Source organism: Streptomyces sp. NPDC096323, from assembly GCF_040302845.1.
GTDB lineage: Bacteria > Actinomycetota > Actinomycetes > Streptomycetales > Streptomycetaceae > Streptomyces.
Genome location: NZ_JBEOSI010000011.1, coordinates 158,658 through 168,995 on the forward strand (window position 1 = coordinate 158,658; position 10,338 = coordinate 168,995).

Annotated in this window: 10 protein-coding genes; 5 read left to right on the forward strand and 5 right to left on the reverse strand. The window is 71.9% G+C overall.

Annotation, left to right across the window (positions count from 1 at the left end; all coding sequences use genetic code 11):
* The first annotated feature begins 9 nt into the window (after positions 1-9).
* From ABTX18_RS28970 to ABTX18_RS28990, 5 genes are all read left to right on the forward strand, one after another.
* Positions 10-774 (forward strand): 4'-phosphopantetheinyl transferase family protein, encoded by a 765-nt coding sequence (locus ABTX18_RS28970; protein ID WP_352125724.1) that lies wholly within the window; start codon positions 10-12, stop codon positions 772-774.
* Positions 775-836: 62 nt separating this feature from the next.
* A complete protein-coding gene (locus ABTX18_RS28975) occupies positions 837-3,881 on the forward strand; it encodes an AfsR/SARP family transcriptional regulator (RefSeq protein ID WP_352125725.1) in 3,045 nt (1,014 codons plus the stop codon).
* Between the two features lie 146 nt (positions 3,882-4,027).
* Positions 4,028-4,222, forward strand: a complete 195-nt coding sequence (locus ABTX18_RS28980) for a hypothetical protein (RefSeq protein ID WP_352125726.1) — start codon at positions 4,028-4,030, stop codon at positions 4,220-4,222.
* 41 nt (positions 4,223-4,263) lie between these two features.
* Complete coding sequence (gene trpD / locus ABTX18_RS28985) at positions 4,264-5,343, forward strand: anthranilate phosphoribosyltransferase (protein WP_352125727.1); 1,080 nt, start codon at positions 4,264-4,266, stop codon at positions 5,341-5,343.
* A gap of 200 nt (positions 5,344-5,543) precedes the next feature.
* A complete protein-coding gene (locus tag ABTX18_RS28990; RefSeq protein WP_352125728.1) occupies positions 5,544-5,774 on the forward strand; it encodes a hypothetical protein in 231 nt (76 codons plus the stop codon).
* A 131-nt stretch (positions 5,775-5,905) separates the two neighbouring features.
* On the opposite strand, the gene ABTX18_RS28995 is transcribed toward ABTX18_RS28990, so the two are convergent.
* Genes ABTX18_RS28995 through ABTX18_RS29015 form a run of 5 tightly spaced genes read right to left on the reverse strand, consistent with a single transcriptional unit; the run spans position 5,906 to position 10,254 of the window.
* A complete protein-coding gene (locus ABTX18_RS28995; RefSeq protein ID WP_352125729.1) occupies positions 5,906-6,733 on the reverse strand; it encodes an ABC-2 transporter permease family protein in 828 nt (275 codons plus the stop codon).
* Positions 6,730-7,650 (reverse strand): ABC transporter ATP-binding protein, encoded by a 921-nt coding sequence (locus ABTX18_RS29000; RefSeq protein WP_352125863.1) that lies wholly within the window; start codon positions 7,648-7,650, stop codon positions 6,730-6,732. The genes ABTX18_RS28995 and ABTX18_RS29000 overlap by 4 nt, the downstream gene beginning before the upstream one ends.
* A 14-nt stretch (positions 7,651-7,664) precedes the next feature.
* Positions 7,665-8,453 (reverse strand): thioesterase II family protein, encoded by a 789-nt coding sequence (locus tag ABTX18_RS29005; RefSeq protein ID WP_352125864.1) that lies wholly within the window; start codon positions 8,451-8,453, stop codon positions 7,665-7,667.
* 5 nt (positions 8,454-8,458) lie between these two features.
* On the reverse strand, positions 8,459-9,253 hold the full coding sequence (locus ABTX18_RS29010; RefSeq protein ID WP_352125730.1) for an ABC transporter permease: 795 nt from the start codon (positions 9,251-9,253) through the stop codon (positions 8,459-8,461).
* On the reverse strand, positions 9,250-10,254 hold the full coding sequence (locus tag ABTX18_RS29015) for an ATP-binding cassette domain-containing protein (protein WP_352125731.1): 1,005 nt from the start codon (positions 10,252-10,254) through the stop codon (positions 9,250-9,252). Before ABTX18_RS29015 ends, ABTX18_RS29010 begins: the two co-directional genes overlap by 4 nt.
* Between the last annotated feature and the right edge of the window lie 84 nt (positions 10,255-10,338).

Genomic DNA, 10,338 nt, shown 5'->3' on the forward strand with positions numbered 1-10,338 from the left:
GACCGGGCCATGGGTGACGAGCCCGCCGACGGACCTCCGTACCGCTGGACGCCGGAGCGGATGAGGGCGAGCCGGCCGTCGCCCCTCCCGATGAGGCCGCCATGGCCCGAAGGGGAGGGGGCCGACGGCCGGCTTCCCGCGTCCGTGCTCGACCTCGCCGCGCCCCCCGGGTGCGTCCGCCGCCCGGCCGAGGGGGTGCGGGTGTGGACCTTGCTGCTTTCGGAACAGGGCCCGGCGGCCGAGGCCGCCGGTGCCGCGGCGCTCGCAGCGGCGGAATACGGGGTGTACCGGGGGCTCGGACCGGGCGCGGCACGACGCCGGTTCGCCGTCGTCCGCGGTGGGCTGCGGTTGCTCGCCGCCGCCCACCTGGGCTGCCGGCCGGGCGGGATCGCCGTCCTGGACGGCGCCTGTCCGCTGTGCGCGCGTCCGCACGACTGCGTGGCGGCGGGTGAGGGTGCCGGGCCGGTTCGGTTCTCCTGGGACCGTTCCGGCGATCTCGTCGTCTACGCGCTGTCCGCGACGACGGTGGGCGTGGGTGCCGCCCCGCTCGCCGGGGACGGTGACCGGGCCGCGAGGGCGGCCGCCCTCAGGACGGCGCGCAGGACGGCGGCCGGACGCGCGCTGATCCGCGGCGGGTGCGCGGCGGGCCCGGGGGTCACCGGGGCCCGGACCGTGGACCAGGTGGCCGTTCCCCCCGGACACACCGCCGAGGTGGTGGTGGTACGCCGCGTGCCCGCGAGCAGTGGCCCGGAGAGGCCCGGCGCGATCCTGTGAAAGCCGTCCGAGGCCTTTCCCACTCCCCCATCGAACGCCTGGTTGGGTAACGTGATCTCCGCATGTCCTCGGGGGCGGGACATACGGCAGGGGGAATTGTGGGGGAACGGCTGCATTTCGGGATCCTGGGGCCACTGGCGGTCACGGACGGGGGGAGCAGGGTTCCGGTCGGCGGAGCACGTCAGCGCACCATTCTCGCGCTGTTACTTCTCAGTCCGGACCGCGTCGTATCCGTCGACACGATGGTGGACGTGGTCTGGCACGGCAGACCACCGGCGACCGCGCGCACGCAGATCGCGATCTGTATCGCGGCGCTGCGCAAGACGTTCAGGGGCCAGGGCGTCGACGAGGAGATCATCGCCACCGCGCACCCCGGCTACCAGCTGAACACCACCGGACACGACATCGACGCGGTGGAATTCGGCCGCCTTGTACAGGAGGCCGAACGGGCCGCCGGAGAAGGGCGGACCGCCGACTCCGCGCACGCCTACGCGAAGGCGCTCGGACTGTGGCGCGGGCCCGCGCTCACCGGGGTGACGGGCCAGCTCGTCGAGGACGAGGCCGGCCGTCTGGAGGAGCTCCGGCTCAACGTCTTCGACGACAGCACGCTGGTGCAGCTGGAGCTCGGACGCCATCAGGAACTGGTTCCGGAACTGGCCGCCGTCGTACGCGAACACCCCTTGCGTGAACGGACCCGGCACCACCTGATGCTCGCGCGGTACCGCTCGGGACGTCGTGCGGAGGCGCTGGAGACCTTCCGCGACGCCCGGCGGCACTTCATCGACGAGCTCGGCCTCGAACCCGGGCCCGACCTCCAGGAGCTGCACGACGCGATCCTGGCCGACGACCCGTCCCTGGCGGCCGTGGCCGCCGAGCCGTCCGTTCTGCCGCGGGAGCGGCCGGCCGAGCCGGAGGACGTGGTCATCACCCCGTCGGAACTGCCCCCGGACGTCCCCGGGTTCGCGGGCCGTGTGGCCGAACTGCAGGCGCTGGACACATTGATGACCGGCACCGGGGAGGAGAACGTCACCCCGGTCGGACTGATCACCGGGGTCGCCGGAGTCGGCAAGACAGGTCTGGCGATGCGCTGGGCCCATCGGGTCGCCGACCGGTTCCCCGACGGCCGGCTCTTCGCCGACCTGCGCGCCTACGACGAACACTACGAAGCCACCGCGGCGACCGAAGTGCTCGGCAGGCTCCTTCGCTCACTGGGCGTGCCCAGCCAGCAGGTCCCGGCGGGCCTGGAGGAACGGGTCTCGCTCTACCGCAGCGTGCTGGCGAGCCGCAGCGTCCTGATCGTGCTCGACAACGTACGCACACTGGCGCAGATCCGGCCGCTGCTGCCCGGGAGCGGCAAGTGCTGCGTGCTCATCACCAGCCGGGAGCAGCTGGAGCAGCTGGTGACCTCGCGGCAACAGGCGCGGGTGCATCTCGGAGCGCTGTCCGAGGCGGAGGCGCTTCAGCTCCTCGGTCATGTCGTGGGCACCGGCAAGGTCGCCGCGATGCACACCGACGCCGTACGTCTCACCGAGCTCTGCGACCGGCTGCCGCTCGCCCTGCGGATCGCCGCCGCACGCCTCGCGTCCAAGCCGCACTGGACCGTCCGCCATCTGGTGGCGCGGCTCAGTGACGAGCGCCGGCGACTCGACGAACTGAGTCAGGGGGAGTCCCAGGTGCGGGCCGGGTTCGCCCTCAGCTACCGGTATCTGTCCCCGGAGGCGGCCAGGCTGTACCGGAGGATCGGGCTGCTGGACGCGCCGGACTTCACCGCCTGGGTGGGCGCGGCGCTGTTGGACATCGACGTGCTGGAGGCGGAACGGCTGATAGAGCAGCTCGTCGACGCCCAGTTCCTCGAAGTCATCGGCATCGATGCCACCGGACAGCTCCGCTACCGCTTCCAGAGCCTGCTGCGCCTGTACGCACGGGAGCGTGCTCAGGACGAGGAGCGGGAGGCTGACCGGGTGGCCGCCTGCGAGCGGGTCTTCCGCACCTGCCTCACCATCGCCGAGGAGGCCCACCGGCGGGAGTACGGCGGCCACTTCAGCATCGTGCACAGCGACGTCCCGCGCAGACCCACCGACCCGGCGCTGCTGGAGTCGCTGCTCTCGTTGCCCCTGGAGTGGTACGAGGCCGAGCGCCTCCCACTGGTCGCGGCGATCGGCCAGGCGGCGCGGATGGGCATGACGGACCTGGCCTGGGACCTGACGCTCTCCATGACGGTGCTCTTCGAGACGCGCAACTACATCGACGACTGGCGGACCTGTGCCGAGCAGGCCCTCGAAGCCGCCCGCACCGCCGGAGACGTGCGGGGCCGGGCGACCATGTCCCACAGCCTGGGTGCGGCCGAACTGCGGCTGCGCAAGCTGGACGACGCCGAGAAACACCTCCTGGCCGCACTGGATCTGTACGCGGCGGTGGGGCAGCAGCTCGGCCGGGCCCTGGTGCTGCAGAGCCTGGCGGTCATCGACCGCATCCGCGGTGACGTCACAGCCGCCATGGAGCGCCTCGAGCAGGCACTGCCCGTCTTCCGGACGCACGGCGACCTCTCGTCGGAGGCGTACGGCTTCAGCGGCATGGCGCAGTTGGAACTCGAACGCGACCGGCCGGACGTCGCCCTGGAGCTGGGGCTGGAAGCGGTACGGGTGTCCGAGAGCATCGGAGAGGGCGGAGAGCGCAACCTCGCCCAGTCCACCTACCGGGTGGCCCGTGCGCATCTGGCTCTGGAGCAGTGGGGCCCCGCGGAGGAGGCGTTCGGGCGGGTGGTGCTGATCGTCAAGGAGAAGTCCGACATGGTCGGCCTGGCCTACGCCCTGCTCGGCCTCGGCGAGACCAGGTTCGGTGCCGGCTCGTCCCAGCTCGCGGAGATCACCCTGCTCGACGCGCTGGACATCGCCCAGCGCGTCGACAGCCCCCTCGTGGAGGGCATGATCGGTCTCGCTCTCGGCGAGGCGGCCCGGCGCGGTGGCCGGTCCCAGGAGGCCCGGGACTGTCTGAGGGCCGCCGAGGCGTTGTTCAGTCAGGTCGGTGCGCCGCGCTGGCAGGAGCGCGCGCACCGGAGTCTGGAGCGCCTCGACCAGGGCGACGCGGGGCGGGTGGAGTCTCCCTGAGCGGGCGGTCATCCGTCTGACATAGGGGTTATCGTCCGGCCCGGGCATCGAAGCCGGGACAATACCGAGCCGAAGCTGTGCCTTCATAACGTTCATCCCGTCGAAGAAAGCCGCAGCTCAGCGGAGTTCACGGGAGAGGAAACGACATGCAGCGCATCTGGGGTTCCCGCATCAAGCGCACCGCCGCCTCACTCATCGGGGCGGCCGCCCTGCTGACCGCCGTACAGCTCGGCACGGATGTGGCCGACAGCTCCGCGAGGACCTCGGTCGCCGGTGCGACGACGGAGCCGGCCCCCGCGACCCCGCTGACCTCCGCGCCGGGCAACGAGGACTGGAACTGACCCGCAGCGCCCGGCCCGCCGATATTCCACAGGGAGAAACGGTGATCGTCGCTACCCCTCGGCCCAGCCGACGCCCCACCTGGCCGCAGTTGCTCCACGCCACCATGAACGGGCGTGACCTGTCGGGCGACGACGCGTCCTGGATGATGGACCGAGTCATGCGGGGCGAGGCATCCGCTGTTCAGATCGCCGGCCTTCTGGTCGCCCTGCGCGCCAAGGGGGAGACCGTCAACGAGCTGGAAGGGCTCGTCAGCGGCATGCTCGCCCACGCGGTGCGCATCGAGGTGCCGGGGCGGTGTGTCGACGTCGTCGGCACCGGCGGCGACGGGGCCCGGACCGTCAACATCTCGACCATGTCCGCGCTCGTCGTGGCAGGGGCCGGGGTACGCGTGGTCAAGCACGGGAACCGCGCCTCGAGTTCCGCGTGCGGTTCCGCCGATGTGCTGGAGCGGCTGGGAGTGACCCTGCGGCTCGCTCCGGAGCGGGTGGCCGCACTCGCCGCGGAGGTCGGCATCACGTTCTGCTTCGCCCCGGACTTTCATCCGGCGATGCGGCACGCGGCCGGTCCGCGCCGCGAACTCGGTATCCCCACGGTCTTCAACGCCCTCGGCCCGCTGACCAACCCGGCCTCCCCGACGGCCCAGGCCGTGGGTGTCGCCGATGCCCGGCTGCTGCCCCTGATCGCCGGGGTGCTGGCCCGGCGCGGTTGCACGGCGCTGGTCTTCCGCGGCGACGACGGACTCGACGAACTGACCGTCACCACCACGTCGACCGTGCTGAGCGTCGAGGAGGGCACCGTCCGGCGGGAGACCTTCGACCCCCGCGGCGTGGGCATTCCGTACGCCCCCGTTCAGGCACTGCGTGGCGCGGACGCGCGGTTCAACGCCGCGGTCGCGCGCAGAGTGCTGGCGGGGGAGCCGGGTCCCGTGCGTGATGCGGTGCTGCTCTCCGCCGCTGCGGCTCTGGCGGCGGCCGAACCGGCCAGCGGCCGCACCGTGACGCAGCGGCTCGCTCCCGCGGTGGTCCGGGCCGCCGATTCCATCGACTCCGGGGCCGCGGCCGGCACGCTGGACCGCTGGGTCGAGGCGTCGGCCCGGTACGCGACGGAACCCGCCGCCTGACCGGATTTCCTGCCCGCCCCTCCTTTTCGTCATTCGAGCCGCCCTGTTCGCAGGGCGGCTCAGTTGCATTTCCGTTCCATTTGCCTGTCCGAAAGTGTAGGGATTTCCTACCTGTTCGGCCTCCGGCCCGATGGATAGCATCGACAACACATCCACAACGTGCCAACAATTGGGCCCTGTGCCCGCAAGGAGGCGAGACCGTGAATTCCGCCGCGAGTGCCGTCATTGCGAGCTCGATCATGCTGAGCAGCACGATCCTGGTACTCGCCGGACTCTTCTGGTTCGCGACGGAACGTGCCAGGGACCGGGGTGCGGCGGCCAGGGCGGCCGCGGCCGAGCGGGACGGGCTGCGGGCCGAACTGGCCGAGGTCTCCGCGCGGGTGGTGGCCATTCAGCGGCTCCTGGAGGATGCCGTGGACGAGACGTCCTGAGGGAGCGGTCCGCCCGCACAGCGCCGCTCCCGCCCGCACAGCGCCGCTCCCGCCCGCTGTGCGTGCGGACGCGCGGCGCAGAGGAAAGCCCGGACCGAGGTCCGGGCTTTCCTCGTCCTTCCGCGGCCGGCTCAGACGTCGCGCCGCTTCAGCCGTACGGAGGCGACGGCGAGCAGCGCCACGCCCCACAGGGCGCACACCGCCAGGCCCTGCCACGGGGTGAGCAGTGCCTCCGGGTCCGGGTGGGCGAACACGATCAGCTGGCCCGCGTTGGTCGGCAGGTATGCGGAGATGTGCTCGCCGGCCGTCCCGGGCAGGCTGGAGGCGAGCGGCGAGAGCACCAGCACGAAGCCGATGACGCCGGCGATCGCCCCCGCCGTGTGACGGATGAGTGCCCCCGCCCCGAGCGCGACCAGGCTCATCGCGGCGAGGAAGAGCCCCGTGCCGGCGACGGCCCGCAGCACTCCAGGGTCCTCCAGCGAGACCGGAGCGTGCGACTGCAGCAGCGCGGCGCCCGCGAAGAAGGAGGCGAACGAGGCGATCTCGCCGACCACCAGGGTCAGCGCCGCGAAGACGACCGCCTTGGCGACCAGCATGGGGGAGCGGCGCGGCACGGCGAGGACGCTGGCCCGGATCGTCCCGGTGGAGTACTCGCTGGTGATGACGAGGACACCCAGGACGCAGATGACCAGTTCGGCCAGGCCCAGGGCCCCGAAGATCGTGCCGACCGGGTCGTCGACGACGCCCTGGCGGTCGGCCGTCGACGCGTCCTTCCACTGCGAGGCGGTGATCGCGGAGATGACGGCCGAGACGCCGATCGCGGTGACCGTCATCAGGGCCAGGGTCCACAGCGTGGAACGTACCGAGGTCAGCTTGATCCACTCGGCGCGCAGCAGGCCGCTGAATCCACCGCTGCGGGCCGGGAGCTGGAGTGCGGGGGAGGAAAGGGCGGTGGTCATGCGGCGCTCCTGAAAGGCGTGGCGTCGCCGTACTCGACGCTCTCGCTGGTCATGCGCATGAACGCCTCCTCCAGGGAGGCGCGCTGCGGGGTCAGTTCGAGGATGACGATGCGGTTCTGCGCCGCGATGCCGGCGATCCGCGCGGTGTCCGCCCCGGTGATCACGAGCTCGTCCGGGCCGGCGGTGACCTGGCCTCCGGCCGCGGTGACCAGGTCGCCGAGACGTACCGCGTCCGGCGTGCGGACCAGGACGGACGAGGCGGAGTTGGCGTCGATGAACTCGGCCACGGGGCAGTCGGCGAGCAGGGTGCCCCGGCCGATGACGACGAGGTGGTCGGCCGTGACCGCCATCTCGTTCATCAGATGGCTGGACACGAAGACCGTCCTGCCCTCCTCGGCCAGGGACTTCATGAGGTTACGGATCCACAGCACGCCCTCCGGGTCGAGGCCGTTGACCGGCTCGTCCAGCAGCAGGATCCGGGGGTCGCCGAGCAACGCCGCCGCGATGCCCAGACGCTGCCCCATGCCGAGCGAGAATCCGCCGGCCCGGGCCTTGCGCACCTCCGTGAGCCCGACCCGCTCCAGGACCTCGTCCACGCGGGAGAGCGGCAGGCCCTGCGTCCGGGCGAGGAATCGCAGGTGGTTGTAGGCGCTGCGCCCCTTGTGGACGGCCTTGGCCTCGAGGAGGGCGCCGACGGTCCGCAGCGGACTCGTCAGTTCCGCGTAGGGCTTGCCGCCGATGGTGGCGGTGCCGCTGTCGGGCCGGTCCAGGCCCAGCAGCAGCCGCATGGTGGTCGACTTCCCGGCGCCGTTGGGGCCGAGGAAGCCGGTGACTTTGCCGGGCTGGATCGTGAAGCTGAGATCCCGCACGGCGGTCTTGCCGCGGTACTGCTTGGTGAGTCCGCGAGCTTCGACCACGGGGGCCGGTGCAGTCATCGACGGGTCCTTTCCAGGTGGGGGTGGGGTGTCGGAGCGGTCAGTCGGCGGGCCACGTCGCCGGCCAGGGCGGCCGCGTGCGGCACGAGGTAGAAGTGGTCGCCGTCGAACCCGCGCGAGACGAACCGGTCCGGGCTCACGCCGGACCAGGCCCGTACGGAATCCGGGGTGACGTGGGGGTCGCGTTCGCCGTAGTAGGCGGTGACCGCGGTGTCGAGGGTGCGGAGCCGGGCCCTCGGCGCGTAGTCGTCCAGCAGGCGGTAGTCGGCCCGGATGGCGGGCAGGACGAGATCCAGCAGGTCGGGGTGGTCCAGTGCCTCGGCCAGCGGCCCGCCCCGCCCGCGCACATCGGCGATCAGCGCGTCGTCGTCCCGGTCGCCGAGGCCGGTCGCGGTGAGCCGGTGCGGCGCGGCGCGTCCGGAGACGAGCAGCCCGGCCGGGGTGCCGGCTCCCCGGTCGACCAGGCGCAGCGCCGTCTCGTAGGCGACGGATGCGCCCATGCTGTGCCCGAAGAACACCACCGGCCGGTCGAACAGCGGCGCGAGGGCGTCCGCGAGCGGGACGGTGAGGTCCTCCATGGTGCGGGCGAGCGGTTCGGCGATCCGGTCCTCACGGCCGGGGTAGCGGACCGCGTACACCTCGGCCCGCGGGCCGAGCCGCTGCGGCCAGTCCCGGAAGAAGCTGGCGGCGCCACCGGCGTGCGGGAAGCACACGAGCCGGACCCCCGCCCCGGGGGCGGCGACCGGTGCCCGCAGCCAGGGCGAGTACGGGACGCCCCCCGTCATCGCGGTCACTTCCGGTTCCGGTACTGGCGGACGGAGAGCGGGATGAGGATCGCCATCAAGCCGATGCTCCAGGCCAGCGCGGTCACCACATTGCCCGCCACCGGCCCGCCCACCATGAGGTTGCGGGCGGCGTCCACCACCGAGGTCATCGGATTGTGAGCGACGAGGAATCCCAGCCAGCCCGGCATGGTGCCCGGCGCCGCGAAGATCGAGCTGCCGAACTGGAGCGGGACCATGGCCAGCATGCCCACGCTCTGGACGGTCTCGATCGTGCGGGCGGTCAGCCCGATCAGGGCGTGCAGCCAGGCCAGCGCGACCCCGTACAGCAGGATCAGCCCGATGGCCGCCAGGGCCTGCAGCGGTCCGGTGTGCACCCTGAATCCGATCAGGAGCGCGAAGCCGAACACGGTCAGCAGGCTGATGAGCATGCGGATGGTGTCCGCGAGGATCCGGCCCGTCAGCACCGCGGAGCGGGCCATCGGCAGGGAGCGGAACCGGTCCATCACACCGGTCGTGAAGTCCACGTTCAGGCTGGTGCCCGAGGTCCGGGACGCGATGGTCGTGGTCAGCGCCATGATGCCGGGCATCACGTACTGCCGGTAGGCGCCGCTGCTGCCGGAGATCGCGCCGCCGAAGACGTACACGAAGATCAGGGCGAAGACCACCGGCATCAGCGTGGCGTCGAGGACCTGCCCGGGACTGCTGAGCACCTTGCGCAGATTGCGCCGGCAGATGGCCAGCGAATGGCGCACGGCCTCCTGTACGCCCGGGACTCCGACCGTGGGGATCGCCACGCTCATGCCGCACTCCTCGTCAGTTCGTCGTTCGTGGCGGACCCGCCGGCCGGTGAACCCGGCCCGCCGGTACCGGTGAGGGTCAGGAACACCTCGTCCAGGCTCGGTACGTGGGTGTCGACCCCGGCCAGCGGGAGGCCGGCCTCGCCGAGCACCCGGATCGCGGACGTCAGTTCGTGGCCGCCGGCGCTCAGCGGCAGACAGACACGGTCGGTGTCCTGGTCGCCGCCGGCGGGGCGCAGCCCCGACGCGATCAGCGCGGTACGGACGGCGGTGAGGTCGGCGGGCCGCTCCGGGGTGATCCGCAGCACCGGTCCGCCGATCCGCTCGCGCAGCTCGGCGCTGGTGCCCGAGGCGATGACCCGGCCGTGGTCGATGACCACGATCGCGTCGGCGAGTGCCTCGGCCTCCTCCATGTACTGCGTGGTCAGGAGCACCGTGGCGCCCTTCCTGGCGAGCGTCCGCACCTCTTCCCACAGTTCGTTGCGGCTGTGCGGGTCGAGACCGGTGGTCGGCTCGTCGAGGAAGAGCACCCGGGGCTCACCCATCAGGGAGGCGGCGAGATCGAGTCGGCGCCGCATCCCGCCGGAGTAGCCGGCGACGGGGCGGTGAGCCGCCTCGGTGAGCCGGAACCGCTCCAGCATGGTGTCGGCGCAGGAACGGGCCTCCTTGCGGCCCATGTTGAGCAGGCGGCCGATGAGATACAGGTTCTCCCAGCCGGAGATGTCCTCGTCCACGGCCGCGTACTGACCGGTCATGCCGATCAGCGAGCGCACCTCGCGGGACTGCTCGGCCGTGTCGTAGCCGTGCACGAGGGCGCGGCCGCCGTCCGGCTTCACGAGCGTGGACAGCATGCGGACGATGGTGGTCTTGCCGGCCCCGTTGGGGCCCAGCAGACCGAGGACCGTGCCGGTCGGAACCTCAAGGCTCACACCCCGCACGGCGGGAGTGTCCCCGAAGTTCTTGACGAGATCTTCTGTCCGTATCGCAGGGGGCGTGATTGTCATCGGGTCCTCTCGGTCTTCCGCGGGAAAGGCGGCGACACCCGAAAGTAGGCGAGCGGATTATCGGCGCCATATCACCGGCTTATG